26 protein-coding genes and 2 pseudogenes are annotated in these 24,812 nt (G+C 70.2%); 9 read left to right on the top strand and 19 right to left on the bottom strand.

What is annotated here, in order from left to right; genetic code table 11:
* The first annotated feature begins 87 nt into the window (after nt 1-87).
* Together ABZV38_RS33895 and ABZV38_RS33890 are read left to right on the top strand one after the other, a co-directional pair.
* Complete coding sequence (locus ABZV38_RS33895; RefSeq protein ID WP_356332287.1) at nt 88-300, top strand: hypothetical protein; 213 nt, start codon at nt 88-90, stop codon at nt 298-300.
* 253 nt (nt 301-553) lie between these two features.
* Nucleotides 554-871, top strand: a pseudogene (locus tag ABZV38_RS33890) (PRC-barrel domain-containing protein); the annotation flags it as partial.
* Nucleotides 872-1,411: 540 nt separating this feature from the next.
* On the opposite strand, the gene ABZV38_RS33885 reads toward ABZV38_RS33890, so the two are convergent.
* From ABZV38_RS33885 to ABZV38_RS33860, 6 genes are all read right to left on the bottom strand, one after another.
* Nucleotides 1,412-2,635 carry a beta-ketoacyl-[acyl-carrier-protein] synthase family protein gene (locus ABZV38_RS33885; protein ID WP_356332286.1) on the bottom strand — a complete coding sequence of 408 codons (1,224 nt, stop codon included), beginning with the start codon at nt 2,633-2,635 and terminating at the stop codon, nt 1,412-1,414.
* Nucleotides 2,632-2,910 carry an acyl carrier protein gene (locus ABZV38_RS33880; RefSeq protein ID WP_356332285.1) on the bottom strand — a complete coding sequence of 93 codons (279 nt, stop codon included), beginning with the start codon at nt 2,908-2,910 and terminating at the stop codon, nt 2,632-2,634. Before ABZV38_RS33880 ends, ABZV38_RS33885 begins: the two co-directional genes overlap by 4 nt.
* Before the next feature lie 89 nt (nt 2,911-2,999).
* Entirely contained in the window at nt 3,000-3,173 is a 174-nt protein-coding gene (locus ABZV38_RS33875; protein WP_356332284.1) for a hypothetical protein, read from the bottom strand.
* The gene (locus ABZV38_RS33870; protein ID WP_356332283.1) at nt 3,170-5,047 is read right to left on the bottom strand and encodes an acyl-CoA dehydrogenase; all 1,878 of its coding nucleotides are present in this window, start codon (nt 5,045-5,047) and stop codon (nt 3,170-3,172) included. The genes ABZV38_RS33875 and ABZV38_RS33870 overlap by 4 nt, the downstream gene beginning before the upstream one ends.
* A gap of 71 nt (nt 5,048-5,118) precedes the next feature.
* On the bottom strand, nt 5,119-6,348 hold the full coding sequence (locus ABZV38_RS33865; protein WP_356332282.1) for a beta-ketoacyl-[acyl-carrier-protein] synthase family protein: 1,230 nt from the start codon (nt 6,346-6,348) through the stop codon (nt 5,119-5,121).
* Nucleotides 6,335-7,420: a beta-ketoacyl-ACP synthase 3 gene (locus ABZV38_RS33860; protein WP_356332288.1), complete on the bottom strand. Its 1,086-nt coding sequence runs from the start codon at nt 7,418-7,420 to the stop codon at nt 6,335-6,337. The genes ABZV38_RS33865 and ABZV38_RS33860 overlap by 14 nt, the downstream gene beginning before the upstream one ends.
* A gap of 284 nt (nt 7,421-7,704) precedes the next feature.
* Between ABZV38_RS33860 and ABZV38_RS33855 the strand changes: the two genes are divergently transcribed.
* Entirely contained in the window at nt 7,705-9,021 is a 1,317-nt protein-coding gene (locus ABZV38_RS33855) for a hypothetical protein (protein ID WP_356332281.1), read from the top strand.
* Nucleotides 8,999-9,340: a hypothetical protein gene (locus tag ABZV38_RS33850; RefSeq protein WP_356332279.1), complete on the top strand. Its 342-nt coding sequence runs from the start codon at nt 8,999-9,001 to the stop codon at nt 9,338-9,340. The genes ABZV38_RS33855 and ABZV38_RS33850 overlap by 23 nt, the downstream gene beginning before the upstream one ends.
* On the opposite strand, the gene ABZV38_RS33845 is transcribed toward ABZV38_RS33850, so the two are convergent.
* The 4 genes from ABZV38_RS33845 to ABZV38_RS33830 all read right to left on the bottom strand — a co-directional run bounded on the left by ABZV38_RS33845 (nt 9,327) and on the right by ABZV38_RS33830 (nt 12,630).
* Nucleotides 9,327-10,259 (bottom strand): carbohydrate kinase, encoded by a 933-nt coding sequence (locus tag ABZV38_RS33845; protein ID WP_356332278.1) that lies wholly within the window; start codon nt 10,257-10,259, stop codon nt 9,327-9,329. The two genes, ABZV38_RS33850 and ABZV38_RS33845, sit on opposite strands and share 14 nt — an antisense overlap.
* 14 nt (nt 10,260-10,273) lie before the next feature.
* Entirely contained in the window at nt 10,274-11,089 is an 816-nt protein-coding gene (locus ABZV38_RS33840) for an ABC transporter substrate-binding protein (protein WP_356332277.1), read from the bottom strand.
* 68 nt (nt 11,090-11,157) lie between these two features.
* Entirely contained in the window at nt 11,158-12,183 is a 1,026-nt protein-coding gene (locus ABZV38_RS33835) for a LacI family DNA-binding transcriptional regulator (RefSeq protein WP_356332276.1), read from the bottom strand.
* Between the two features lie 183 nt (nt 12,184-12,366).
* On the bottom strand, nt 12,367-12,630 hold the full coding sequence (locus ABZV38_RS33830) for a type B 50S ribosomal protein L31 (protein WP_356332275.1): 264 nt from the start codon (nt 12,628-12,630) through the stop codon (nt 12,367-12,369).
* 253 nt (nt 12,631-12,883) lie between these two features.
* Here ABZV38_RS33830 and ABZV38_RS33825 point away from each other — a divergent pair, with 253 nt between their 5' ends.
* A complete protein-coding gene (locus ABZV38_RS33825; RefSeq protein ID WP_356332274.1) occupies nt 12,884-13,072 on the top strand; it encodes a hypothetical protein in 189 nt (62 codons plus the stop codon).
* On the opposite strand, the pseudogene ABZV38_RS33820 reads toward ABZV38_RS33825, so the two are convergent.
* The 4 genes and pseudogenes from ABZV38_RS33820 to ABZV38_RS33805 all read right to left on the bottom strand — a co-directional run bounded on the left by ABZV38_RS33820 (nt 13,062) and on the right by ABZV38_RS33805 (nt 16,400).
* Nucleotides 13,062-13,564, bottom strand: a pseudogene (locus ABZV38_RS33820) (DUF6215 domain-containing protein). The gene ABZV38_RS33825 and the pseudogene ABZV38_RS33820 overlap by 11 nt on opposite strands.
* A gap of 201 nt (nt 13,565-13,765) precedes the next feature.
* A complete protein-coding gene (locus ABZV38_RS33815; RefSeq protein ID WP_356332273.1) occupies nt 13,766-14,647 on the bottom strand; it encodes a hypothetical protein in 882 nt (293 codons plus the stop codon).
* 83 nt (nt 14,648-14,730) lie between these two features.
* Nucleotides 14,731-15,612 (bottom strand): ABC transporter substrate-binding protein, encoded by an 882-nt coding sequence (locus tag ABZV38_RS33810; RefSeq protein WP_356332272.1) that lies wholly within the window; start codon nt 15,610-15,612, stop codon nt 14,731-14,733.
* A 161-nt stretch (nt 15,613-15,773) separates the two neighbouring features.
* Complete coding sequence (locus ABZV38_RS33805) at nt 15,774-16,400, bottom strand: GNAT family N-acetyltransferase (protein ID WP_356332271.1); 627 nt, start codon at nt 16,398-16,400, stop codon at nt 15,774-15,776.
* Nucleotides 16,401-16,598: 198 nt separating this feature from the next.
* Between ABZV38_RS33805 and ABZV38_RS33800 the strand changes: the two genes are divergently transcribed.
* From ABZV38_RS33800 to ABZV38_RS33785, 4 genes are all read left to right on the top strand, one after another.
* The gene (locus ABZV38_RS33800; protein WP_356332270.1) at nt 16,599-16,955 is read left to right on the top strand and encodes a YciI family protein; all 357 of its coding nucleotides are present in this window, start codon (nt 16,599-16,601) and stop codon (nt 16,953-16,955) included.
* On the top strand, nt 16,955-18,256 hold the full coding sequence (locus tag ABZV38_RS33795) for a sigma-70 family RNA polymerase sigma factor (protein ID WP_356332269.1): 1,302 nt from the start codon (nt 16,955-16,957) through the stop codon (nt 18,254-18,256). Before ABZV38_RS33800 ends, ABZV38_RS33795 begins: the two co-directional genes overlap by 1 nt.
* Before the next feature lie 76 nt (nt 18,257-18,332).
* Nucleotides 18,333-18,701 carry a hypothetical protein gene (locus ABZV38_RS33790; protein ID WP_356332268.1) on the top strand — a complete coding sequence of 123 codons (369 nt, stop codon included), beginning with the start codon at nt 18,333-18,335 and terminating at the stop codon, nt 18,699-18,701.
* A 7-nt stretch (nt 18,702-18,708) separates the two neighbouring features.
* Nucleotides 18,709-18,918 (top strand): hypothetical protein, encoded by a 210-nt coding sequence (locus ABZV38_RS33785; RefSeq protein WP_356332267.1) that lies wholly within the window; start codon nt 18,709-18,711, stop codon nt 18,916-18,918.
* Between the two features lie 69 nt (nt 18,919-18,987).
* Here the strand turns inward: ABZV38_RS33785 and ABZV38_RS33780 are convergent, their stop codons facing one another.
* The 5 genes from ABZV38_RS33780 to ABZV38_RS33760 all read right to left on the bottom strand — a co-directional run bounded on the left by ABZV38_RS33780 (nt 18,988) and on the right by ABZV38_RS33760 (nt 24,578).
* Complete coding sequence (locus tag ABZV38_RS33780; protein ID WP_356332266.1) at nt 18,988-19,305, bottom strand: cupin; 318 nt, start codon at nt 19,303-19,305, stop codon at nt 18,988-18,990.
* Between the two features lie 79 nt (nt 19,306-19,384).
* Nucleotides 19,385-21,007, bottom strand: coding sequence for a glycoside hydrolase family 13 protein (locus tag ABZV38_RS33775; protein WP_356332265.1), 1,623 nt, complete (start codon nt 21,005-21,007; stop codon nt 19,385-19,387).
* 119 nt (nt 21,008-21,126) lie between these two features.
* Nucleotides 21,127-22,077 carry a carbohydrate ABC transporter permease gene (locus ABZV38_RS33770; RefSeq protein ID WP_356332264.1) on the bottom strand — a complete coding sequence of 317 codons (951 nt, stop codon included), beginning with the start codon at nt 22,075-22,077 and terminating at the stop codon, nt 21,127-21,129.
* Between the two features lie 11 nt (nt 22,078-22,088).
* A complete protein-coding gene (locus tag ABZV38_RS33765; protein WP_356332263.1) occupies nt 22,089-23,051 on the bottom strand; it encodes a sugar ABC transporter permease in 963 nt (320 codons plus the stop codon).
* A gap of 102 nt (nt 23,052-23,153) precedes the next feature.
* Entirely contained in the window at nt 23,154-24,578 is a 1,425-nt protein-coding gene (locus tag ABZV38_RS33760; RefSeq protein ID WP_356332262.1) for an extracellular solute-binding protein, read from the bottom strand.
* Nucleotides 24,579-24,812 lie beyond the last annotated feature (234 nt).

The following is a 24,812-nucleotide window of genomic DNA, read 5'->3' as shown; positions in this document are numbered from 1 at the left end:
CGATCCAACCACACCGCGACGGCCCAACTCGACGACCACCAAGCGTGATGAGGCGGCCGGAACGATCACGCTCCGATTACCAACTGAATGTTTGCCTTCGCACTCCTCCAGCAGGCCATCGCCCTGCTGCCGCTGCCGGCACCGGCTGGGTCGGCCACGGTCCGGCCGGCCCCGCTCACTCCGGCGCACTCGACGCACCTGGCGCCCTACGACGTGATCACAATGCACGAGGGCACACCGATGGCGGGTGCGGCCACTCTCATCGAGATCGCTCCGCCCGCGCGGACCATGCGCACCTGAGACGACGAACGAGGTCTGCCCGGGACGCGCCTGCGCATTTCACGGACCCGCGCGACCATGGGGGCCTCACTCCAATGGCCCAATGCGCGGGCGGGGGCCCCACCGGTGTCGCGCTGCGCCGCCCGGGGTGCGGCGGACGGCCCTTCCGGGCCGGGAGGTTGCACCGTCCATCCGGGTGAGGCGCGATGGAGTCCGGACGCGCCTCCCCGGTGGGCCGGGCCCACGGACGCGCCCGGGCGAGGAGGAATCGGTCATGGCAGCCCCTGACGATTTCATGGATCCCGGAGAGCTCGACGGCCTGACGGTGTACGACACCGCGGGCGAGAAGGTGGGCAGCGTGGGGCGGGTGTATGTCGACGACGACACCGGTCGGCCGGACTGGATCACGGTGAAAACCGGCCTGTTCGGTATGAAGGAGAGTTTCGTACCGCTCCACGGGGCCCGCAAGGTGGGCCCCGACTTGCACATCAAGCATCCGAAGGACAGCGTCAAGGACGCTCCCAGGGTGGACGCGGACGCGCATCTCTCCGTGGCCGAGGAGGAGGAGCTCTACCGGCACTACGGCCTCACCGGGAAGCTCGGAGGTCAGGCGCGGTGACCCGACCGTGGGAAGCCGCAGGCCCTCGAGCCGGCGAGCCGGATCGAGGGCCTCCTCACGTCGTGATGCGGGCGGAACCCGTCCCGGGAACCGGCCCGACTTCCTCAGCCGCGGGGCGGACGGTGTCACGCACAGGTTGCGTGACACCTACGTCCGGCATCGACGGATGCGGTCACCCACGGCCGGGACCTGGCTTGAGCATGTGGTCCGGATGGCCCGTCGCCCCGCGCCGCCGTGTGTTCGGTGGGCTCAGGCATTGGGGCGCTTGCCGTGATTGGCCTTCTTCTTCTTGCGGGCGCGTCGCTTGTTCCCTCGCTTGGCCATGGTTCACATCTCCCATATTCAGGACTTTTCGGGCGTTCGTCATTGTAGGTTCGGCCGGGCGCGTCCGCCTCCGGGCCGTTACGCGCCGTTGGCGTCACGGAGCCCTCACCGTTGCGGTGCCCCTCGCACCACTGCCGTTCGTGCGGGTGCCTCTGCCTGTGCCGAAATCCGGCCACCCCCGCTCCGTGCCTACGGGCGCTGGAGGGCGATCACGGCGTTGTGGCCGCCGAACCCGAAGGAGTGGCTGACGGCGCGGCGGACCGGCTGCAGAAGAGGCGCCTTGGTGATGCAGGCGATGTCGAACTCGGGTGCCGGGGCGTCCAGATTGGCGATCGGCGGTACTACTCCGTGCTGGAGCGTGAGGATCGTCAGCCCGGCCTCAATGGCTCCGGCTGCCCCCATGCAGTGGCCCAGCACGCCTTTGGGAGCGGTGACGGGCGGCCGGTGCGGATAGACCCGGCCGATGAGGGCGGCTTCGGTCGCATCGCCCAGCGGTGTCGACGTCCCGTGCGCGTTGACGTGTTCGACGTCCTCGGCCCGCCAGCCCGCGTCGCGCAGCGCGGCCTCGACAGCGGCCCGGGCGACGGCGCCGGACGGGTGCGGGCTGGTGGGATGGTGGGCGTCGGTGGTGGCCCCCGCGCCCGCGAGCACTGCCCTCGGCGCCGCGCCCCTGGCCCCGGCGTCGTCCGCCCGCTCCAGCACCATGAGGGCGGCGCCCTCGCCCATGACCAGTCCGGCACGGTCGGCCGCGAACGGCCGGCAGAGACGGGCCGGGTCGCCGTCCCTGCGGGCGCCGGCGCCGGACCGGGCGAACCCGGTCATGGCGACCGGGAAGACGATCGACTCGGTGGCGCCGGCGAGCGCGATGTCGCACTGGCCGGTGACCAGCAGGTCCCGGGCCACGGAGAGCGCGGTGACCCCGGACGAACAGGCGGTGCACGGCGCCAGGCTGGGACCCGTGGCCCGCATCTGGATGGCGATCTCGGCCGCGGGCATGTTCGGAATGGTGAGCAGGATGCCGGACGGGGAGGTGGCCTCCGGCCCGCGCCGGTCGAGTGCGACGGCCTGTTCGGTCAGACCGGCGGACCCTCCGCTGCTGGTGCCGACGACGACGGCGACCCGGCTGCCGTCCCAGTCGGCCGGGTCCAGTCCGGCGTCCGCGACCGCCTCCCGTGCCGCGAGGACGGCGAACTTGACGTACTTCCCCATCCGGAAGGCCGTCCGGCCGCCGACCGCCTCGTCCAGATCGATGCCGGAGACCGTGCACGCGAAGTCGATCTCACAGCCTTCGAGTTCAGGGACGGTGCGGGCAGGCGAGACCCCGGCACAGACCCCGTTCCAGGTGGTTTCGGTGTCGTTGCCGGCCGGGGTGATCATGCCCAGGCCGGTGACGACGACGGCGGGCCTGTTCATCGGGGGCTGCTCATCGCTGCCTCGCCGCTCGCCGCCGTCGCGCCGCCGACCGTCTCGACGATGAACCGGGTGATGTCGGCCAGGGTGGCGTCCTTGTAGAGCGTGTCGGAGCCGGCGTCGACGCCCAGCTTCTCCTTGATGATGACGGCGAACTCGGCGACGGCGAGCGAGTCCATCTCCAGGCTGTCCATGGTGGAGTCCGGGAGGATCTCGGCGGCGGGCACCTTGAAGGTGTCGATGAGGACGTCGGTGATCTTGGGATGAATCGCACTCATGGTCTTCCTCTTCACTCGGTGGTGCAGGTGCGCCGGGACGGGTGAATGCACCGCCCCGACACCGAAGTAACGGGATGAGGTTGCTCCAGTTACGCCTTGCGGCGAACCGATTCGCCTACACCCGTACGCGGGTTCGCACAACGCCGGGCGAGGATGGATGTGGTGCCCCAGTACGCCAGCAGTACGACCCGGACACCGAGCGCCTCCGCGGCCTCCCGTACCCGGCGGGTCCGCCCGGCTGCTCGCTCCTGCGGGGCCGTCACCGCTCTCCCTCGGTCCCGGCGGCGATCTGCCACGCCGCCTCAGGGTCGTCGTACGCGTCGGCGTAGTCGGCGCCCGCGATGGGCCAGTCGGCGAGCACCTCCTCCGGCAGCGCGAAGGACTCGATCAGGGTGGGCAGTTGCACGGCGACATCTGCGATGAGCCCCTCGACGACGTCCGGCAGAGCGTCGACCTGACCGATGGTCAGCCGACCGGCGGCGAGCAGATCACCGCTGTTGCGGGCCACCCACCGCAGGGCGAACAGCCGCTGCAGTTCCGCCAGTCGATCCCGTGCGGGCCCCTCGGGCAGTCCGGCGACCGCGTCCGCGTACGCCTCGGCCGCCTGCCGGTGGGCGTGGGCCTCGACGCCGCGCAGCGCCGGCCCGGACGCCGCGTTCCACCGGTCCAGCGGACCACCCTGCCGGGCGCCGTTCATCCGCGCCCTGGCCCGGGCGAACCAGAGGTTCTCCACATGTGCGTGCAGCCGCCCGAGGAACCGTGGGTCGGCGAGATCTCCGGGCGCGGCATCAGGAGTGCTGTCCTGCGGGGCCTGCGGAGCGGCGAACAGCATTTCGGCGGCCGCCTTGGCGTGGATGGCCAGATTGTCTCCCTCGGCAGTGATGACGCCCTCCGCACCGGCGACGAGTTCGGCCATGCCGTTGTTCTCCAATAGCGCCTGGGCTCCGCATCGTTCACGGCATTCGACGATGACCTCGCGGGCGCGCCAGGTGATCCACCCCTTCGCCACGGCGACCAGCCGCTCCGCCTCGGCCCGCCCCGTCCCTGGCACTGTGCCCGGATCTGTGCCGGCCTGGGCCTCCCACCGGTCGAGGGCCCTGCGGTGCAGCAGGCTCATCGCGAAGACAGTGGCCATGGCCTCGGCCAGCGGCCCGTGGTGGCTGCGGTGGGCGATCACCGGCACCGGCTTCGTGGCGCGCGGACCGGAGATGTACCGGTGGCCGCCGTAGCGGACCGCGACGGCCAGCGTCGCGCGCGCGGCGCCGACCGCGCAGGCGCTCATGGAGATCTTGCCGACCGTGACGCGTCCGATGGAGGTGAGGAAGCGACGCCTGCGGTTACCCATGGCGCTGCTGAAATCCCCGTTGTCGCCGACCCGTCCGTGCTCGCCGCCGAGCAGCGCCTCGCGTTCCACGAAGACCTGGTTGAAGGAGGTCAGACAGTGGTCGACCGGGCTGCCCAGACGCATGGGGAGCCTGCGGACCCGTACCCCGGGCAGCGGCCGCACCTCGTCGGTGAGGGGCACCAGAAAGAGAAAGACGCCGTGGTCGGTGCCGTCGGCCAGCAGGCGTGCCGCGACCAGTCCGGTCTTGGGTCCGCCGGCCGGGCTGGCGTTGGGCATGAACTTCTGTGCCCCGGAGTGCGGGGTGTGCAGGACGAATCCGTCGCGTGCGCGGTCGTACGTCGCCGTGGTCTCGACGGCCACCGCATCATTGCCGTGCGCCACCTCCGTACAGAGGAAGGTGCCGATGCGCCGCAGTTGGAGGAAGTCCGACAGATCGCGACGGGTGTCGCCGTCATGGTCGAGGAGGCTGCCGAGGAAGAGGTTGTAGTGGATGCCCGCGACGGTGGTGAGCGCCGGGTCCACCGGGCCGATCCACTCGTGCAGGGCGGCGAGGGCGCGTGGGTCGGCGGCCGGCCTGGCGGCGCTGTCGAGCGTGCTGTTGAGGATCCTCAGCCGTTCGTACGCGAGGACGAGGCGCTCGTCGGGTGTGCGGTCGGGTGCGCGGCGGAACGGCTCTGTGGCGATCAGTCGGCGCCAGGAGCCGTGCTCCTGGCGGAAGTTACCGCCGAAGAGCACACCTTTGAGAAGGTCCGCGGTGGCCTGAGTGGCGGTGCTGTCGATCGTAGCGGTCATGAATACTAGAACGATCAAGGAACGGCGAGGACACACTTCCTCGCCGTCCGTTGCACTGGGGAGACATCTCGTCAGGCGCGCTCGAAGGCCAGCGCGACATTGTGTCCGCCGAAGCCGAAGGAGTGGCTGACGGCCCGCTGGACGTCCTGCCTGCGCGGCTCCTTGGTCACGCAGTCGAGGTCCCACCCGTCCGGCAGTGCGTCCAGGTTGGCGATCGGCGGCACGATGCCGTGCTCCAGCGTCAGTACGGTCGCCACCGCCTCGATCGCACCGGCCGCGGCGAGGGTGTGCCCGATCACTCCCTTCGCGGCGGTGACGGAAGGACGGTGCGGGAAGAGCCGGGAGACGAGCTCGGTCTCCATCGCATCGTTCAGCGGGGTGGACGTGCCGTGCGCGTTGATGTGGTCGACATCGTGGGGCTTCCAGCCCGCCTCGTACAGTGCCGCCTCCACCGCCTGTTGCGCACCGCAGCCGTCTGGTGCGGGAGCGGTGGGGTGGCGGGCGTCCGTACTGGAACCCGCGCCGGTCAGCAGCGCGCGCGGCCGGCCGCCGCGGGCGCGGGCGTCGGCGGTTCGCTCCAGTACGAGCATGGCGGCGCCCTCGCCGAGGACGAACCCGTCCCGGTCCGCGGAGAACGGCCGCGACGCGCCCGCCGGATCACCGGTCCGGGTGGAGAGCGCCCCCATCTTCGCGAAGGCCGCCACCACCAGCGGCGTCAGCACGGACTCCGCCCCGCCCGCCACCACGGTGTCGCACCGACCGCTGGTCAGCAGGTCGCGGGCGACAGCGATCGCGGTGGACCCGGAGGCGCAGGCGGTGGCGGGCGCGAGGCTGGGGCCCTGAGCGCGGAGTTCGATCGCGACCTCGCCGGCCGCCGCGTTCGGAATCATCATCGGCACCAGCAGCGGAGAGACCGCCTCCGGTCCGGCGGCGTCCAGCCTGCGAACGTTGTCGACGAGCAGGGACACGCCGCCGACACCGACACCGAGCACCACTCCGACCCTGGATCCGTCCCAGTCCGCCGGGGAGAGTCCGGCGTCCGCCACGGCCTGCCGGGCGGCGACCAGGGCCAGTTTCACGAACCGTCCCATCCGCCACACCGAGCGGCCGCCCACCACCTGGTCCAGGTCGATCCCGTCGACCGGGCAGGCGAAGTCGACCGGCAGTCCTGCCAGTTCGTCGCAGCGCCGCGCCATGGAGCGTCCCGCGCACAGCCCCGCCCAGAAGGTGTGTTCATCGGCGCCGGCGGGAGTAACCAGCCCCACTCCCGTCACCGCGACCCCCGTGTCAGTCTCCGTCATGTCCTGTTCCCTCCGTCGCGCACCGTGTGTGGTTCATGTGGGTTCCCGGCCAGCGAAGAGCGGCCGACCCCCAGGTCAGACCGCCTCCGAAGGCGGTGATCAGCATCCGGTCGCCAGCCCGGAACCGGCCCTGGGAGGCGGCGTCCGCGAGCGCCAGCGGAATCGATGCAGCACCTGTGTTGCCCACCCGCTCCAGGTGCGTGACACAGCGCCGCGCGTCGATGCCGACGCGCGCTGACACCGCCCGCAGAATCCGCGCGTTGGCCTGGTGCGGTACGAAGTGGTCGACGTCGGCGGCATCCCACCCCACCTTGGCCAGCAGCGCCCGGCAGGATCCGGTCATCCGCTCGACGGCGTGCTGGTACACAACAGGTCCTTTCATACGGAAGAACTCGTCGCCCTCGGCGGCCTGCTCCGGCGTCGAGCGGGACCGCGCTCCGCCACCGGGCACGGTGATCAGGTCGTACCCGGTGCCGTCGCTGCCCAGGTCGAAGGCGAGCAGCTCACCGAGGGACCCCGCCCGCCCGGCCCCCACGAGCGCCGCCCCCGCCCCGTCGCCGAACACCACGCCCGCCGACCGGTCCGCCGGGTCCAGCCAGGCCGAGTACACATCCGCGCCCACCAGCAGCACCCGGTCGTGGAGACCGGCGGCCACCAGCCCCCGGCAGACGGCGAGACCGTAGACGAAACCGCTGCACGCGGCGCCGAGGTCGAATGCGGGGACCGTTCCCAGACCGAGCCGGGCAGCGAGGGCGGGGGCCGTGCCGGGGCAGGGATGGTCGGGGGTGGTGGTCGCGAGCACGAGTGCGTCCACCGGCCCGGCGGCGGTCGAACCGCCGTCCCCGACCAGCCGTCGGGCGGCTTCGAAGGCGATATCCCCGGTGGCCAGTCCCGCCCCGGCCCGGTGGCGGCTGACGATGCCGGTGCGGGCACGTACCCAGGCGTCGTCCACGCCCCAGGCGGCGGGCAGCGCGTCATTGCCCACCGGTTCGCCCGGCACCCACCCCGCGACGGCTTCCAGGACCGCGGCCCGTACGGGGGCCGGGCCGGAGCCCTGGTCGGGCACCGTCAAAGGCCGTGAGAACAATCCGGTGGGCCGCTCCGCGTCCCGCTCGGTATCCGGCTGCACACCGCCGTCGCGTACGTATCCCCTCGCCACTCGCTGCTCCGATTCCGTGATCGATCACGCCTGCCGGCTGTCGAACGGCAGTCGTCCCGGCAAGGATGCGCTTACTGGGCCGAACGGGGGCGCGTGAAGCCCGGGGGCGTGAACGACGTACCCCCGCGAGCCCCCGGGTTCGCCCTTTCGCAGCAACCCGCCGCGCTGCACGGACACGCAGGGCGTCCCCTTGGGGCATGGCAACACCGGACCCCGATCACTTGGATTCCTCCGCCGCCCGCGCCGAGATGGATGCGCTGCGCGCGCGGGTGGCGCAGCTGGAGACGCGTGCTCCGACGCGGCCGCGGCCCCGGATCCGTTCGTTCTTCGCCGTGCTGCTGATCCTCGTCGCGGCCGTCCTCACGCCGCTGAGCGTCGTCGCCGTCTGGGCCAAGAACGACATCGGTGACACCGACCGTTATGTGGCGATGATGAAGCCCCTGGCGTCCGACCCAGATGTGCAGGCCGCGGTGTCGAACCGCGTCACCGACGTCGTCATGACGCATCTGGACATCCATGCGCTGCTCGAAGAGGTGGCCCCCGCGGACCGGCCGGTTCTCGACAAGGCGCTGGGGCGGCTGAGCGGCCCGATCACCACCGGTGTCTCGAACTTCGTGCACGGGACGGTGGAGAAGTTCGTGACCTCGGACGCCTTCGAAAAGGTGTGGGTCGGCCTCAACCGGGACGCCCACGCGGCGGCCGTCAAGGCACTGACCGGCAGCGGAGGCGGGGCCGTGAAGCTCACCAACGACACGGTTGTCATCGATCTGGCCCCGGTGATCGACCGGGTGAAGCAGCTCCTGGTCGACCACGGGCTGACGATCGCCGCGAAGATCCCCGAGATCCACACCGACTTCACCGTGCTGAGGTCCGATGCGATCGGCAAGGCCAAGAAGGGGTTCCGGCTGCTGCAACTGGCCGGGTTCTGGCTGCCGGTGGTGACCCTGGTGCTCGCCGCGGGCGGGGTACTGCTCGCCGTGCGCCGACGCCGGGCGCTGGTCACGGCGGCCCTCGCGGTCGCGGTGGGCGCCGCCGTGCTCGGCGTGGCGTTGTGGGTGTTCCGCGCGTTCTATCTGGACAGTCTTCCGGAGTCGGTGTCGCAGCCGGCGGCCGGCTCCGTCTTCGACGCCCTGGTCATCTATCTGCGCGCCGTGGTCCGGCTGGTCGTCACGCTCGGCGTGGTCGTGGCGCTCGCAGCCTGGCTCTCCGGCGAAGGCCGCGCCGCCACCCGGCTCAAGGCCATGTGGAACGGTGGCATCGGCGCCGTACGCGACGCGGCCGGGATCACCGGCGGACCGGTCGGAGCCTGGGTGCACCGGGCAAAGCGGTGGCTCAACTGGACGGTCGTCGCGGTGGCCGCCGTCGTACTGGTCGTGTGGGACCGGCCGACGGGGCTGGTCACCGTGTGGATCGCGATCGCGGCGCTGTTCGCCCTCGCGGTCGTGGAGTTCCTCGACGACGACAGCACGCCCCACCTGCTTCCGGAGCCGCATGGGCAGGCGCACAGGCAATAATGACCGGGCCGACGACGAACCGCCCTTCGTGGGCCGTGACGCCGAAGTGGCGCTGCTCAACGCGGTGCCCGGCCCCTCGGCGCCCCGCGCAGTGGCGCTCACCGGCGAGCCGGGCATCGTCCCGGACCCTGGCCGAAGCGGCGGCCCGGCGGGCGTCCGGGTGTCGGCCGAGGACCGGCACGGCAACACCGTCGGCTCGGCGCCCCCCGGGCCATCCCGGTCGGGTGACCCCGCGCTGACGGCAGGACATGACGGTGCCACCGTTCCCGCGAGGGGGCGGTGGCACCGTCATGTCGGGACCCTGTTCAGAAGCGGGTGAGGGCCCCCTCCAACTCCGCCTCGTCCGGCGGGTTGGCGCCCGCCCGTGCGACGGTGACAGCGGCCGAGGCCGCCGCGTGGCGCAGGACATCGGTCACGGTGTCCCGGTCCAGCGCGCGCAGCCCCTCACGGCCGCCCACGCCGAGCAGCCCGTGCGAGGCGAGGGCGTGCAGCGTGCCCGACATGAAGGCGTCGCCCGCACCCACCGTGTCGACGACGTCGGTGGGAAGCGCGCCGACCGTCACGTGCCCGCCCGGGAACACGGCCAGCGCGCCGTCGCCCCCTCGGGTGACGAGGACAACGGCCGGGCCGGTGGCGCGCCACCGCTCGGCGACCTGCTCCGGCTCCTGGCCCGGATACAGCCACTCCAGATCCTCGTCGCTGGCCTTGACCACATCACTGAGCGCGACACAGCGCTCGACCTTGCGCACGGCTGCGTCGTGGTCCCCCATCAGCTCGGGCCGCACATTGGGGTCGTAGCTGACCGTCGCGCCCGCCCGCAGAGACTCGACGGCGCCCAGAACGGTCGCGTTGCCGGTCTCCATCACCGCCGCGATGGAGCCGGTGTGGACATGGTGCGGCGGCCGGTCCAGCGACACCGGGTCGAGCGTCCAGGTGATCTCGAAGGTGTACGCGGCCCGGCCGTGGCCGTCCAGCGTCACGGCGGCGGAAGGGGTGGGCGCCGCAGCACCGTCCGTGCGGACCTCGACCCCGGCGGTGGTCAGACGGTCCCTGATCAGCCGCCCGTTGTCGTCCGGGCCGAGCTGGGTGAGCAGCGTGACGCTGCGCCCGAGCCGGGCCAGACCGTACGCGACATTGGCCGGGCTGCCGCCCGGGTGGACCTGATCGGCCGCACCCGGCAGCCGCACGATGTCGGCCACGCATTCGCCGATGACCAGCAGGTCGAGTCTGTCGAGCATGAGGGTGGGGTCTCCTAGAGTGCGCGTACGAAGGTGTCCTGGTAGGCGGTGCGGCCTCCGAACACATTGAGCCCGATCCTGCCGCGTGCATAGCGGGTGTCGGTCACATCGATGACCGGCCGGCCGTCGGCGATCTGCTGCTTCTTCGGCTGCCAGTACTCGGGGTTCCTGCGGAGCTCGTACGACTGGCTCTGGAAGTTGACGACCTTGGTGTACGGGCCGGTGCCCACCGGATTCGGGTTGGTGTCCTTCGCCGGGTCCTTGACCTTCTCCCACACATGCTTGGGCACGATGATCTGCTTGCCCAGCTCGAACAGGCCGGGCGAGTAGGGCTTGGTGAGGGTGAAGACCACCTTGTCCGTACCCTGGGCCTTCGCCGACTTCAGATACTCGTAGCCGCCGAGCAGCTTCTTCTGCAGGGTGAAGGTGTACGCGACGTCCTCGGCGATCAGTGGCTTGCCGTCGGACCACTTGACGCCGTCGCGCAGCGTGAACGTCACTGTCCTGCCGTCGGCACTGGTCGCCCAGGAGGTGGCCAGCCACGGAGTGGCCTTGCCGTTGGCCGGGTTGTAGACGAGCATCGCTTCGTAGACCGCCTGGGTGGTCAAGAGTGCCACGACCTGGCCGGGGGCGAACGGGTTGAAGTTCCGGGTGAAGGTGGCGAAGTCCTCACGGGGAATGGTGAGGAGCTGGTCGCCGGAGGTGTCCCCCGCTGTGTTCGTACCGGTACCGCTGCAGCCGGTGAGCAGGAGAGCAGCGGCGGCGACGGGGGCGGCGAGCACGGAGGGCCTGAAGCGCCGGAGACGCAGGACACGTATCGACGGTGCCATAATGTGGTTTCTTCTCTCTCTTCACTGCGCCGAAGACGGGTGAGGATTCCCGTCGGACTGATTCGCAGTCAGACCGACGAGCGTTCGATCAGCGGGCAGTCGACCGTCACCTTTGTGGTGGTGAGCGGCTGACCCGCTGTGAGAGCGCCGAGCATGTCAACGCCCTTTGCTCCCATGGCCTCGAAGGGCAGAGCGACCGTGGTGAGGCCGGGCCGCAGGTAGGCGGCGATGAGCTCCTGGTTGTCGAATCCGACGACAGCGATGTCGTCGGGGATCCGCAGTCCGCGTTCCTTGATGGCGTCGTAGGCACCCATCGCCGTCCGGTCGTTACCGCAGAACAGGGCGGTCGGACGAGCACCGGGATCCGCGCGGTCGAGCAGTTCGCAGGCCGCCGCATACTCCTCGTCCGCGGTGGCGTGGCCGGACACCACGAGGGTCACGTCGACGTCGAGACCGGCTTCGCGCAGCGCCTGCTCGCACCCGTGACGCCGGCCGACGGCGGCCGGGATGCCCGCGTCGAGGTTGATGAACCCGATGCGCCGGTGGCCCGCGTCGATCAGCCGCCGGGTCGCGGTGTACCCGCCCGCCACCTCGTCGGGCACCACGGACGGCAGGGCGCCGTCCGCGTCGAAGCAGTTCACCAGGACGACCGGCACCTCGCGGGCGGCGGGCGGCAGCGTCACGGCGCGGTGCCAGGTGGTGGCGTACAGCAGCCCCTCGGCCCGCTGCTCCAGGAGTTTGTCGAAGGCAGCGGCCTCCATGACGGGGTCGCTGTCGCCCGCGGTGATGAGGAGAAACTTCCCGTCGGCCCAGGCCCGGTCCTGGGCACCTTTGATCACATCGACGGCGAACGGCGCGGTGACGATCTCGGTGATGAGCCCGTACCACTCGCTGCGCTTGGCAGCGAGCGCGCGGGCTCCTGCGTTGGGCCGGTACCCGAGTTCCTCGATCGAGGCCCGGATGCGGGCCCGGGTGTCCTTCGGGATGGCGGCGTCGGCACGCTCATTGAGCACGAAGGAGACGGTGGTCCGCGAGACGCCGGCATGGCGAGCGACATCGCTCATCGTCACGCGGCGCGCCTTGTTCGTGGCCATTTCGACTACCCCCTGCGTTCCACCTTGGGCGGGCCGCTCCTTGGTTACGCGCTTTAGTAACGCGCGTTAGTGCGATGTTGCAGGCAAATTACGAGGGGTTGGCCAGCGGTGTCAAGAGGGGCGACGGCCGGAGTCCCCCGACATGCCTGAAGGACACACGGGGGACCCCGGAGCAGTGGCGGGTCAGGAGGCGTCCGTGCGCCCCTCCTCCCCGTACCGCCGCTCGAACTTCGCCACCTGTCCCTCGGTGTCGACCACCCGCGCCTTGCCGGTGAAGAAGGGATGACTCTCAGCAGAGATCTCCACATCGATGACGGGGTAGGTGTTGCCGTCGTCCCAGTCGATGGTCTGGTCGCTGGACGCGGTGGACCGGGTCAGGAAGGCATAGCCTGCGGAGCGGTCGCGGAAGACCACGGGACGGTAGGAAGGGTGCTTGTCCTGCTGCATGCATGCTCCTGGGGACGTACGTACGGACTCGGCTCAGCCCAGCCTCGCGAACGAATCCGGTGGGCGCGATCGCAGACGGTCCGTACGGGGGGCGGTGCCGTGCCCCGGCTACGAACAGGTGCCTTCACGACTCCGGTCGGGTCACCCACTGCTTCACAAGGGCACGCTCCTGAGGCGCGACTGTGCTCGCTCCAAGGGGGCTGGCATACTGTTCCGTCGCAACGGGCGGGCGGGAACAACGGGGGGACGAAGCATGGGTGCGCTGGGGTTCGTCTTCATCTCGTTGCCCGTTCTCGCCATCGTGAGCTTCACCTGCTTCGCCGCATGCCGTGCCCAGCAAGCAAGAGCGTTGAAGATCCTGTCAGTTGTGTTCCTGGCGACGGGGCTGCTCTGCCTCCTGACGCCTGTCGGTCTTGTGGGCTTCCTCTGGCTCACGCTGTAGAGAGCGGACCGGCCCCGTCGGACTGTCGCGGCGATTGCCCAGAGCGCGACCCGGGCGGGCCGCGACGCCCGGAACAGCTACGAGGGACACCTGGCCCGACCCCGGCGGGAGCTTTGGCCGACAGCGTCACGGTGTAGGTCCCGAACTCGACCCGGGCCGAGGGAGTGGCTATCTCCTTGCCGCCGGCAAGCTTGACGGACCACCGCTGCCGCCGGCGGTCTTCGCGGTCTCCCCCGGCGTGCCCAGCAGTTCAGCGAGGTCGGGACGGTTCAGCGCCTCGCACAGGTGCGCCCCGGAGACGCGTTGAGGCGCCTTCCCGGTCTCCTTCGCGGCATACAGTGATCGACATTCCCGCCATGACGCGATCACGCCGTGCGCATAGCCCGAGCAGAACCGAATTGCGGTGCGGGCCGACTCCTTCGCGTGCGGACCAGAGAAGATGCCCGCAAGGTGAAGGTGGGCCCGGTGGACGACGGCTCTCGTCACCCGCATGCCAGGCCGCCGCCCTCCCGCCGGTCAAGGCGTCGACACTCACAACCAGCGACGCACTCGGGGCGCACACATCTGCTGCCGCGCGGAAGTGTCGGGCCCATGAGCATGTGTCAGACAGGTCCTGGGCGCCGGACCGCGCCGGTCCGGCGCTCGATGACGGACCCTCGGACCTGTCATGAGGACTCCGTACGCCGGAGGGGGTCACCGGCATCCCATGTGTTGCTTCATGGCGGGCCACGCCTCCACCCCGTCCGGGGTGCGGACATAGACCCTGGACATGTCTTCCGTCAGCCACAGTTCCCAGTCATCCAGGTGGTAGCCCGTGGACCGAGCACCGGCGGGCATCGTCACGTCCCCGTCGTACGCCGAGGTGAGCATGCCCGAGGGGAGCACGCCCTTCGGATCACGCGCGTACACCTTCCGGTCGGCCGAGCCCTCCCCCGAACCCGCGCCCCATTCAAGGAAGTCCGCCTCCTGCCAGTCGCAGTGCGCCGCGCCTGCCGAGCTGCTCAGCTTGGACACGGGGACCCGGCGACCTTCCTTGTCGGTCCAGACCCGGTACGGCTGCTTGTCCGTATAGCTCGACGGCAGCTCCGCCGGGTCGCACGAGGCGGTGGTCTCCGGACCCCAGCCCGGCCGCCCCTTGCGGTCCTTGGCGACGATGATGGCGATCTTCGTCCGGCGGTCCACGTCGAACGAGTACAGGACCCGGTCCGCCTCCTCTCGTTCCACGCGGTAGCCGTACTGCGGCAGACCGGGCTGCTCGATCTCGAAGTGCAGCTTCAGCCCTTCCTCGGGCGTCGCCCCGCCGTTGCCCTTGCTCCAGCGTTCGCTGCCGCCGCCGGAGTAGATGTCCCCGTCGCACTCCAGAGCGCGGCCCGCAGCCCCCGATTCCGTCTTCCTCGCCTGCAGCGTGTCGGCTTCGACGTTCGGGTGGGGCAGGTAGAGCGGTCCGCTGTAGGGGGCGGCCGGTGGGCTTCCCTCGGTCACGAGGTCCTCGGAGGCACCCCCGCCGCACGCCCCCGCCGACAGCGCGGTCACCAGGACCACCGCGACCGTTCCGCCCACCTTGCCTCTGTTCATGCCCACCCCTGTCCGCAGGCGGCCCTCGGCCCCTGCTGCTCGCCGGTCGGACGTAGCGGGCGGCGCCACGGTTCCGGCGCGCGCTAACGACCCTGCGCCGCCTCGACCGCGTCCGCCACGAGAGTCAGGAACCGGGCATGGGCCTGGGGGCTGCAGACCGGTTCCGGATTCCACGGCACCACTGCGGCCGCCCGCTCCAGCGCCGACCAGTCCGCGTTCGACCGGAGCCGGTCCAGGGGTGTGGCGTTGGACCGGATATCGGTGAGCAGGATCCCGGGCCGCAGGGCCGTCGCCTCCGGCCAGCCGACGGTCGACCAGTTGGCACCGGGCCCGGCGGCCGGTTCGAGGACGTCGACACCCAGCTCCGTCAGCACACGCAGCTCCGGCCACATACGGGGACGGGCGAGATGCGCCTGAACCTGCCCGGCCGGTGACAGGGCGAGCACCCGGGGCCGGGCCGGGCCGGCGGCGAGGGTGCGCAGCCGGTCCCGGGCGGCAGCCAGGTCCTGCGTCGCCGTCGGGGTCTCCTCGGCCCCGAGCGAGCGGGCCAGCTCGGCGAACCGGTCGCCGATGTCGGCTAGGGTGCGCGCCTGGCCCACGTCGATGACAACGACCGGAACGTGTTCCTCCAAGTGCTTGGCGGTCTCGGGGGCGAGCCCGTAGACATGCCCTCCCCCGTAGCTGACGGCCACGACGAGATCCGGTTCGCCGCGTAACAGGGTGTCCACGTCGAGGACGCTGCCCGCACCGAGGTACGCGACCTCGGTCAGCGGCAGGGAGCCGGTCTTCGCACGGTCGGGTGCGTCGCCGTCGTGGCCCGAGCCGAAGATCCCTCGCGGATGTATCCCGTAGTCCCACAGTGTGGCGCCGGCCTGGACATAGGCGAGCACCTTCGACGGGCGCCGCCCGGCTGTCGACAGCTGCCCACGGTCGTCGGAGAACTGCCACACGGTCTGCTCCCTCACGCCACACACCCCTCATGTACCCGCTGCCTCGCCCCTGTTCCGGGCTCGTACACCAGTACCTGCCCAGCTCTTCGGCGCGACACCCCTGCCGGGCGGAGTTCCCGGCCCCCCGCTCCGTCCTCGGCGGGACGGGCAGGATCAGCCGGTGTGCACGAGGCGCCTCACAGGTCCGCTGCGGTGCTGCGCCCCAGATAGGTGATCGGCCCGGGATCCGGTACGTCGATCTCCTGGAAGCCCAGGCGGTCGTAGAAGGCCCTGGCCGGAGTGTTCGCCGTGACCATGGAGAGATGAACGGCATCCACGCCCTTGGTCTTCAAGGCGGTCAGGAACGTCCGCATCAGCGCTCTGCCGTACCCTTTCCGCTGCCATGCGGGGAGCAGATCGATGTGCAAGTGGGCGGGATGGGCAGCCGCTTCGGGGACGATCATCCGTTCCGGGTTGTGCAGGAGGGCGATCATCTCCTCGCTCGGGGTCCGGGGCGCGCCGTCGAGCTGCGGAAAGCGGTCCTCGACGAGCGGCAGCCACTGCTTCCTGAACACGGCGACGAACTGCGGCGTGTCCGCGGTCCCCAGGATGTAGCCGACCGCCCGGCCCGTACCGTCGTCGACGACAAACGTCAGATCGGGTTCGAGGTACGCATAGGGCGCGGCGAAGATCGACGGCATCAGGTCGAGGTCCGGATACAGGTGCCGGGAGTCGCCGCCGTTGTCGGCCGTCCGGACGCAGATGTCCGCAAGGGCCTCACGGTCGTCGGGGTGGTAGGCCCGGAGGCCGGCAGGCTTGGTCATCGGCCCATCCTGCCCGGATTGGGAGCGCTCCCACAAGACTCTGTGCGGCAGCGTCCTCGGCTTCACGAGCGCCCGGTTGCGCTCCCGGGAAAACTTCCTGGGGACACGAGGGTGTTCCGTGTCGATCCGGGCGGAAGCCATTCGTATAGAGGGTGAGACGTCGGCACGGCGCCGGCGTCGTACCCGAGGAGGCACACCATGAAGCACTACCTGCTGAGCGTGATCACGCCCACCGACGGCGAGCCGCCCGCCCCCGAGGTACTGGAAGGGATCATGCGGAACGTGGGCGTCTTCCACCAGGAACTCCACGACGCCGGAGCGTGGGTGTTCGCGGGCGGACTGCACGCCCCGAGCACCGCCACGGTGGTGCGGCCGAAGAACGGGGACACGCTGATCACCGATGGGCCGTATGCCGAGGGGAAGGAGTATCTGGGCGGGCTGTGCATCATCAAGGCGCCCGATCTGGACGCTGCTCTCGACTGGGGCCGCAAGGCCGCGCGGGCCATCACCCTGCCCATCGAGGTCCGGCCGTTCGAGGGTGAAGTGGAGGGCTGATGCCCGATGCACCCGGGCCGTCCGGCCGCACCGAAGTGCCCCGCGCACCGGACGGCGCACCCGACGACGCACCGGCCGTACTCACCGCGGACATCGAGCGCCTCTTCCGCGAGGAGTACGGCCGCGCGGTCGCCGGGCTCGTCCGGGCCTTCGGCGACATCGACATCGCGGAGGAAGCCGTCCAAGAGGCGTTTGCCACCGCGCTGGAGCGGTGGCCGTCCGCCGGGGTGCCACCCGCCCCGGCCGGCTGGATCATCACCACCGCGCGCAACCGGGCGATCGACCGTCTGCGCCGCGAGGCGTCCCGCGCCGATCGCCAAGCCCGGGCGACGTCGGCGCAAGCCCTGAAAACCCCCGACGAACCGGCCGAGGAGGGTCCCGTGCGTGACGACCGACTGCGGCTGATCTTCACCTGCTGCCACCCCGCACTCTCCACCTCCGCGCAGGTCGCGCTGACCCTGCGGCTGCTGGGCGGGCTGACCACCGCGGAGCTCGCGCACGCGTTTTTGGTCCCGGAGCCGACCATGGCGCAGCGGCTGGTGCGCGCCAAGGGCAAGATCCGTGATGCCCGGATCCCCTACCGGGTCCCGGCCGATGCTGACCTTCCCGACCGGGTCAGGGCGGTGCTCGCCGTTGTGTACCTGATCTTCAACGAGGGGCACACGGCGAGCTCGGGCGACCGCCTCGCACGCGAGGAACTCTGCACCGAAGCCATCCGTCTCGGCCGGTTGCTGGCCGGTCTGATGCCGGACGAACCGGAGGTGCTGGGCCTGCTCGCCCTCATGCTGCTCACCGAGTCGCGCCGCACCGCCAGGTCCGGCCCGGACGGCGCACCGGTGTCCTTGGCCGACCAGGACCGCGGCCGGTGGGACCGTGCGCTGATCGACGAGGGGCAGGCGCTCGTACGCCGGTGTCTGCGCCTGAACCGGCCCGGCCCCTATCAGATCCAGGCGGCGATCAGCGCGGTGCACAGCGATGCGCCGACCGCGGCCGCCACCGACTGGGGGCAGATCCTGCGGCTCTACGACCAGTTGCTGGCGCAGGCGCCGACTGAGGTGGTGGCGCTCAACCGTGCCGTCGCGGTGGCGGAGGTCGACGGACCTGGTGCGGCGCTCGCGCACGTCGAGGAGCTCGGGCTCGGCCGTTACCACGTGTTCCACGCCGTACGGGCCGACCTGCTGCGCCGGCTGGGCCGCTGCGCCGAAGCGGCATCGGCGTACGACGCCGCCATCGCCCGGACGGGCAACGCCGCCGAGCAGGAGTTCCTGCGGCGTCGCCGCCGTGCGTTGCCCTCTGCCTGAGGGGACGTCACGGCCGTTCGGCGGCTGCCTCCGTATCGATGCCGAGCCCGGTCAGGAATGCCGCGGCGGCGGACTGTTGCGGTCCACCCTCTCCCTGCTGCGCGAGGAGCCCCTGCTGCGGATGCGGTCAGCTGTCGCGGCCTTCTCGATGGCCTCGTACAGAGTGCAGCTCACCGCCCTGACTTTTCTGCTGACCCGTCCGCCCTTCGGGTGGAACGCGGCCGCGATCGGACTCTTCGGTCTGCTGGGCGTCATCGGCGTGGTGGGCATGAACGTCGCGGCCGGGCTCGGCGACCGCGGCCGTGTGCAGCTGGTCTCCGGAGGCGTCGGCCGCCTTGCTCACGCTCTCCTGGCCGCCGCTCCTGGCGGGCGAGTCCTCACCGCTGTGGCTCGCCGTCGGCGTGATCTCCCTGAACGTGGCGCAGCAGGCGGGGCCGACCAGTAGTCAGTACGTGATCTACGCGCTCCGCCCCGAAGCCCGCAACCGGATCAACTCCGGCTTCATGACCCTGTTCTTCCTGGGCGGGGCGGCAGGCGCCGCACTCGCCTCGGTGGTCTGGTCGTGTGCGGGCTGGTCCGGCATCTGCGTCCTGGGCGGTTCCCTCGCCGCGGGCAGTTTCGTGCTGTGGGTGCTGGAGCGGGTACGCGTACGGGCGCGGTGACGCCGTCACGGACAGTCCCGCGCCTGGCACGCCGCGGTTCCGCCGGTTCCCGGAGCACGGTGGCTGAGGTCAGTCGTTGACCGCGGTCAGCAGCACCACCGCGTCCTCCAGCGCCAGCAGCCCGTGCCGTTCGTGCGGGATGGGCTGCAGTCCTCCTGCGGCCAGGTCCACGTCGCCGGAGGCTGCGGTGAGGCGGACGGCCCCGCGCAGGACCTGGAGCGAGGCCGCGGGCGGCGCGTTGTGCTCGTCGAGGGCCGAGCCCGCGGTGAGCGCGATGACCGTCTGCCGCAGCGGCTCCTGCCGCAGCAGGAGGTGGGCGCTGCGCCCGTGCGCGGACGTACGCGCGGCGGCCAGATGCTCGTCGGCGAGGGCATTGAGATCATCCATGTGCCCACTCTGCCGCAGCCCCGAGTCCGCCGCGATCCGCCCGTGAACCCGCGTGTCACCCCGCGGGTACGCACCGGGATCAGCCCCGGAGCCAGGCCGCGGTGTCCTGCGGGAGCCTCCCTCCATCGGCCAGGGGGCCGCTGGTGATCAGAACGTCGGTGCGGCCGGGCAGTTCGATGGGCTCCTCGGTCAGATTGACGACGCAGATCAACCGGTCGGCACGGGTGAAGGCGAGCACTTCCGGCGCGGTCGGCAACCACACCAGCCGCTCCCCCGGTGTCCCCGAGATACCGAAGCCGGGCTCGGTGCGGCGCAGCCTGAGCGCCTCGCGGTACAGGCTGAGCATCGAGTCCGGATCGGCGCTCTGCAGATCGGCGGCGTACGAGGCCCAGTCCGCGGGTTGCGGCAGCCAGGGCTCGACGGTGGATCCGAAACCGGCGTACGCAGCCTGCGCCGACCAGGGCAGCGGCACCCGGCAGCCGTCGCGGCCCGGGTCGGTCCCGCTGGAGCGGAAGTGCATCGGGTCCTGGATCCGGTCGCGGGGGATGTCCGCTTCCGGAAGGCCCAGCTCCTCGCCCTGGTAGAGGTAGGCCGCGCCCGGCAGGGCCAGCGAGAGCAGCGCCGCGGCCCGCGCCCGTCTGGTGCCGAGTCCGAGATCCGTCGGGGTGCCGAAGGTCTTCGCCGCGAAGTCGAAGCCGGTGTCCTCACGTCCGTAACGGGTGACGGTCCGGGTCACATCGTGGTTGCACAGGACCCAGGTGGCGGGGGCGCCGACCGCGGCGTGCTCGGCGAGCGTGTCGTCGATGGCGGAGCGCAGCCGTCCGGCGTCCCAGGGGCAGGCCAGGAAGTTGAAGTTGAAGGCGGTGTGCAGCTCGTCGGGGCGCAGATAGCGGGCGAACCGCTCGGCGTCCGGGAGCCAGACCTCGCCGACGAAGATCGCCCCGTACTCGTCGGCGATCGCGCGCCAGGAGCGGTAGATGTCGTGCAGTTCGTCCCGGTCCACATACGGGTGGCGGTCGTGGCCCGGCACGAAGTCGGGCAGCGCGGGATCCTTGGCGAGCAGCGCCGCCGAGTCGATCCGGACACCCGCCACTCCCCGCTCGAACCAGAAGCGCAGCACGTCCTCGTGCTCCTGACGGACTGCCGGATGCGCCCAGTTGAGGTCGGGCTGCTGCGCCGCGAAGAGGTGAAGGTACCAGTCGCCGTCATCGAGCCGGGTCCAGGGTGTACCGCCGAATTCGGAGACCCAGTCGTTCGGTGGAAGGGCGCCGTCCGGGCCACGGCCGGGACGGAAGTGGAAGAGCTCCCGCTCGGGACTGCCGGGGCCGGCCGCGAGGGCCGCCGTGAACCATGCGTGCTGGTCGGAGACATGGTTGGGGACGATGTCGATGATCGTGCGGATGCCCTGTTCCCGGGCCTCGGCAATGAGTTTCTCGGCTTCGGCGAGGGTGCCGAAGGCAGGGTCGATGGTGCGATAGTCGGCCACGTCGTATCCGCCGTCGGCGAGCGGCGAAAGATACCAGGGGGTGAACCAGAGGGCGTCGACGCCGAGTTCGACGAGGTGGGGAAGTCTGGCTCGTACTCCCGCTAGATCTCCGGTGCCGTCACCGTCGCCATCGGCGAAGCTGCGTACATAGATCTGGTAGATGGCGGCGTCGCGCCACCAGTTCGCGGTGGCGTCGGACGGACGGTTGGCTGCCACGTGACGTTCCTTTCGGGCAGGTGGGGACTCCGCCGCCGGCCCCGGACAGCGGGGCGCTGGATGGGAGGGCCGGCGGCGGAGTGCTGGGGAGGAGTCGGTTGCGGGAGGAGCCGGCGACGTCAGCCCTTGAGGCCGCCCGCGGTGAGGCCGCTCATGATGTTGCGCTGGAAGAGCAGGAAGACGATCAGCGTCGGGACGGACGCGATGGTGAGCGCGGCGATCAGGATGTTCTCGGGGACTCCGCCGGCCAGGGAGTAGATGCCGACGTTGAGCGTCTGTTTGCTGGGGTCGGGCAGGGTGAGCATCGGCCAGAGGAAGTCCTTCCAGACGCCGACGATCGCGAAGATGGAGACGACGCCGAGGATCGGCCGGGAGATCGGCAGGACCACGGAGCGCAGGGTGCGCAGGGGGGAGGCCCCGTCGATGGCGGCGGCGTCCAGAAGTTCGCGCGGGATCGAGTCGAAGAATCGCTTCAGCAGGAAGATGTTGAAGGCGTTGGTGACGGACGGCAGCCAGATCACCCAGGGCGAGTTGAGCAGGTTGCGCTGCACGATCGGCACGTCGAGGACGGTGAGGTACTGCGGTACGACGAGGACGGTGGCCGGGATCATCAGTGTGGCCAGCATCATGCCGAGGATGACCTTGCCGAAAATGGGCCGCAGCTTGGAGAGCGAGTAGGCGGCGGCGACGTCGAAGAGCAGCTGGAAGGCGAGCGCGCCGAATGCGTAGTAGAGGGTGTTGAAAAGGAGCCGGGACAGGTCCATCACGGTCCATGCCCGGGAGTAGTTCTCCGTGTGGACGGAGGTGGGGAAGGCGGTGGGCGGGCTCTGTACGACTTCCTGGGTGGTCTTGAGTCCGCCGGTGACCATCCAGTAGAGCGGCCCGAGGAAGGCCAGCGTGAACAGGGCGGTCACCAGGGCGAAGACGATCCAGTAGACGGTCCTGCCGCGCGGCCTGGCGAGCTGAGCCGGCGAGATCAGGGTCCGCTGGCGCCCCTGGCCGACGATGCGCCGCCCGGTCCCGCGCTGTGCGGAGGCGCGCCGTCGGGCGACGAAGGTGTTCGATGCCATGGTCGGTCCCCCTACTGGTCTTCGCTGCCGCGGCTGAGCCGTACGTACACCGCGGAGAAGCCCGCGAGGACGACGAGCAGGACGAGTCCGAGGGCCGCCGCACCGCCGTAGTTGTTGAAATTGAAGGCGTACTGGTAGATGAGGTAGACGACGGTCGTGGTGGAGCCTTCCGGGCCCGCGCCGTTGGTGAGCAGGAACGGCTCGGTGAAGACCTGCATCGTCGCGATGATCTGCATCAGCAGGAGGAGCGAGAGGATCAGCCGGGTCTGCGGGACGGTGACGTGCCAGACCTTGCGCAGCAGTCCGGCGCCGTCGAGTTCGGCCGCTTCGTACAGTTCGCCGGGGATCGACTGGAGTGCGGCCAGGTAGATCAGGGTGGCGCCGCCCATGTTCATCCAGGTGGCCGCGATGACGACGGAGAGCATCGCGGTGTCCGTGGACTGGAGCCACTGCTGGGCGGGGAGGTGGAATATCTCCAGGATGCGGTTGAAGAGTCCGTAGCCGGGGTCGTAGAAGTATTTGAAGAGCAGGACGGATGCGACCGGGGGCAGCATCACCGGCAGATAGACCAGCAGCCGCAGATAGCCCTGTCCGTGCCGGAATTCGTTGAGCACGACTGCGACGACGAACGGGACCGCGAATCCGAGCAGCAGGGCGAGGCCGGTGAAGAGCAAGGTGTTGCGCCAGGCCTGCCAGAAGGCCGGGTCGTTGACCACGTAGCTGAGGTTGGACCAGCCGGCCCAGGTGGTCCTTCCGTCCTCGTTCTTCTGGAAGGCCAGGATGAATTCGCGGACCATCGGGTACCACGAGAAGAACGAGAAGCAGAGCACCGCTCCGATCAGGAAGCCGTGCGCCGAGATGTTGCGGCGCAGAGCTCGTACGAACTCCTCGCGGGCGGAGTTCGTGCGTGCGGGGCCCGGGTGTCCGTGGCGTGGCCTGGTCGCCTTGCTGGTGGACAGGGTGGGGGCCGACATGGTGTCTCCTCGGTGCCGGTGTGCTTGAGACGCGGAGGGACGTTCCGGATGCAGACGCTCCGGATGCGGGGCCGGTCCGCATGACCCGGCCCCGCGCGTCCGTCACTGGTTCGCCAGCACCTGATTGACCTGCTTCTCGGCATCGGAGAGCAGCTTGCCGATGTCCGCGTTCTTGTTGGTCAGGACGCCGGACATGGCGTTGTCGAGGATCTTGTAGATCTCCTGCGCCTTCGGCGGCTCGGCCTTGCCGGTGACCGGGTTGTCCATGAAGGCCTTGAAGTTCTCGACCGGCATCGTGGCGTTGGCGACGCGCTCGGCGTCGTCCTTCGCCTTGGTCGCACCGAGGAAGAAGTTCGGCTGCGGCAGTCCGACGGGCAGCTGGTCGGCCTTGGTGCGTGCCCAGTCGAACTGGCCCTTGCCCTGGGTGAGGTTCTTGAAGTTGAGCCAGGCGACGGCGGCCTTGATCTGGTCGGGCGAACTGCCCTTCTTGATCATGTAGTTGTTGCCGCCGAACAGGGTGCCCTTGGCGCCGGGGATCGGGCCCATCCCGAAGTTCTCGTACTTGGCGCCGAGCTGCTGGACCATGTACGTGATGTCGTCGGGTGCGGCGAGGAACATGCCGAGCTTGTCGCTGGCTATCTGCTTCTGCAGATCACCCCACTTCAGCAGCTGGGTCTGGCCCATGCTGTTGTCCTCCCAGCGCATGTCGTGCAGCTGCTGGAGGACCTGCTTGCCGGTGTCGTCGTTGAAGGCGGCCTTCGTGCCGGCGGCGTCGACCACGTCTCCGCCGAGGGAGTACTGGGCCGCGGTGAAGTGCCAGCCGCCGGTGTTGGCCGCGCTGTACTCGCCGTAGCCGGCGATGCCCTTGCCGAGCGCCGCGATCTTCTTGGCGGCGGCCCGGACCTCTTCCCAGGTGGCCGGCGGCGTGTCCGGGTCGAGACCGGCCTGGGTGAAGAGCTTGCGGTTGATCATCAGGCCCATGGTGTAGTTGCTGGTCGGCAGCGCGTAGAGCTTGCCGTCCTTGCGGGCCACGTCAAGGACTTGCGGCTGGATGTCCTTCAGAGCCGGGACCGATGTGTCGTTGACGTACGCGGAGATGTCCGCCGCCCCGTCGTTGTCCAGCACCTGTTCCAGGTCGGTGAAGTACGCGTAGAACACGTCGGGCTGCGACTTCGCCTTCAGCATGGCGGTGAAGCGCGGCGGCTCCAGGCACTGACCCGGGGTGGACTTTCCGTTGATCCTGACGTTCGGGTACTTCTTGTTGAACGTCTTGATGTCCTCGTTCCACTCCCGCAGTTCCGCGGCCTTCGCGGCAGGCGGCATGCAGTCGATCGAGAGCGTCACCTTCGCCTTGGGGTCCAGCGGAGCTGACGGGTCGGACGAGCCGCCGGAGCCGCCGCCGTTGTTGTTGTTCTCGCTGCTGCTCGTACCGCAGGAGGCGAGAGCGGTCAGGGCGAGTGCGGTGACGAGGGCGGCCGCGGAGGTGCGGCGTGTGCGGCGATGACTGCGGAACCCAGCACTTCTCATCGATGGTCCCTTCGGGCATGAGCGTGGAAGTCCCTCGGCCGGCTCTCTGCCGGGGCGCGGCACACTCAACCACCGCCCTCATGACAGCGCAATATCTCACGCAGATTTCGTAAAAGTTTGACAGCGATACGCATGTGGCGTGCGTGGCTGGGCGTCAGTGTGGCCGGGAAATGAGGGCTGTGCTCCCGCATCGCCGAACCGGACGACGAGCGGGGCCCGCAGCTGCGGGCCCCG

Origin of the sequence: Streptomyces sp. NPDC005181 (assembly GCF_040608395.1) — a bacterium.
In the GTDB taxonomy this organism is placed as follows: domain Bacteria; phylum Actinomycetota; class Actinomycetes; order Streptomycetales; family Streptomycetaceae; genus Streptomyces.
The sequence above is the reverse complement of the archived record's forward strand: the minus strand, read 5'-3'. Positions and strand labels throughout refer to the sequence as shown.

Bases quoted from the DNA above. Each gene is read 5' to 3' on its own strand.
- ABZV38_RS33895 (WP_356332287.1), top strand. From the start codon at position 88: ATGTTTGCCTTCGCACTCCTCCAGCAGGCCATCGCCCTGCTGCCGCTG.
- ABZV38_RS33885 (WP_356332286.1), bottom strand. From the start codon at position 2,635: ATGAACAGGCCCGCCGTCGTCGTCACCGGCCTGGGCATGATCACCCCG.
- ABZV38_RS33880 (WP_356332285.1), bottom strand. From the start codon at position 2,910: ATGAGTGCGATTCATCCCAAGATCACCGACGTCCTCATCGACACCTTC.
- ABZV38_RS33870 (WP_356332283.1), bottom strand. From the start codon at position 5,047: ATGACCGCTACGATCGACAGCACCGCCACTCAGGCCACCGCGGACCTT.
- ABZV38_RS33865 (WP_356332282.1), bottom strand. From the start codon at position 6,348: ATGACGGAGACTGACACGGGGGTCGCGGTGACGGGAGTGGGGCTGGTT.
- ABZV38_RS33855 (WP_356332281.1), top strand. From the start codon at position 7,705: ATGGCAACACCGGACCCCGATCACTTGGATTCCTCCGCCGCCCGCGCC.
- ABZV38_RS33850 (WP_356332279.1), top strand. From the start codon at position 8,999: ATGGGCAGGCGCACAGGCAATAATGACCGGGCCGACGACGAACCGCCC.
- ABZV38_RS33845 (WP_356332278.1), bottom strand. From the start codon at position 10,259: ATGCTCGACAGACTCGACCTGCTGGTCATCGGCGAATGCGTGGCCGAC.
- ABZV38_RS33840 (WP_356332277.1), bottom strand. From the start codon at position 11,089: ATGGCACCGTCGATACGTGTCCTGCGTCTCCGGCGCTTCAGGCCCTCC.
- ABZV38_RS33835 (WP_356332276.1), bottom strand. From the start codon at position 12,183: ATGGCCACGAACAAGGCGCGCCGCGTGACGATGAGCGATGTCGCTCGC.
- ABZV38_RS33830 (WP_356332275.1), bottom strand. From the start codon at position 12,630: ATGCAGCAGGACAAGCACCCTTCCTACCGTCCCGTGGTCTTCCGCGAC.
- ABZV38_RS33825 (WP_356332274.1), top strand. From the start codon at position 12,884: ATGGGTGCGCTGGGGTTCGTCTTCATCTCGTTGCCCGTTCTCGCCATC.
- ABZV38_RS33815 (WP_356332273.1), bottom strand. From the start codon at position 14,647: ATGAACAGAGGCAAGGTGGGCGGAACGGTCGCGGTGGTCCTGGTGACC.
- ABZV38_RS33805 (WP_356332271.1), bottom strand. From the start codon at position 16,400: ATGACCAAGCCTGCCGGCCTCCGGGCCTACCACCCCGACGACCGTGAG.
- ABZV38_RS33800 (WP_356332270.1), top strand. From the start codon at position 16,599: ATGAAGCACTACCTGCTGAGCGTGATCACGCCCACCGACGGCGAGCCG.
- ABZV38_RS33795 (WP_356332269.1), top strand. From the start codon at position 16,955: ATGCCCGATGCACCCGGGCCGTCCGGCCGCACCGAAGTGCCCCGCGCA.
- ABZV38_RS33780 (WP_356332266.1), bottom strand. From the start codon at position 19,305: ATGGATGATCTCAATGCCCTCGCCGACGAGCATCTGGCCGCCGCGCGT.
- ABZV38_RS33770 (WP_356332264.1), bottom strand. From the start codon at position 22,077: ATGGCATCGAACACCTTCGTCGCCCGACGGCGCGCCTCCGCACAGCGC.
- ABZV38_RS33765 (WP_356332263.1), bottom strand. From the start codon at position 23,051: ATGTCGGCCCCCACCCTGTCCACCAGCAAGGCGACCAGGCCACGCCAC.
- ABZV38_RS33760 (WP_356332262.1), bottom strand. From the start codon at position 24,578: ATGAGAAGTGCTGGGTTCCGCAGTCATCGCCGCACACGCCGCACCTCC.